Raw genomic sequence first — 313 nt, forward strand, 5'->3', positions numbered from 1 at the left:
CTCCGAGCTTCCGTCTCAGAGGGAATCGCAATGGCGGTGAAGCAGACTGGTCAGTTGAGCCTGGCGGAAGCATTTTTGGGCCAGAAGCTTGCAGGTGGATCCTCGCCGCTCGATCGACTGTCCGGTCTGGTGAAGTGGTATCGCTTCGAGAAGCTGCTCAACCCGCTACGCGATGGCGGGGCGGGCCGTGCGGCCTGGCCGCCGTTGTTACTCTTCAAGGCGCTATTGCTGCAATCACTCTATGGGCTATCGGATCGCGAGCTCGAGGAAGCGCTGGGCGATCGATTGTCATTCCGGCGCTTTGTCGGGCTCG

The 313-nt window shown here is 61.0% G+C and carries 1 protein-coding gene; it reads left to right on the forward strand.

All coding sequences use genetic code 11. The features are described 5' to 3' along the window. Positions 1–30 precede the first annotated feature (30 nt). Positions 31–313: transposase (locus tag EN807_RS34060; RefSeq protein WP_135938060.1), on the forward strand; the 283-nt coding region annotated here is incomplete at its 3' end.

The organism is Mesorhizobium sp. M5C.F.Ca.ET.164.01.1.1 (assembly GCF_004792125.1).
GTDB lineage: Bacteria > Pseudomonadota > Alphaproteobacteria > Rhizobiales > Rhizobiaceae > Mesorhizobium > Mesorhizobium wenxiniae.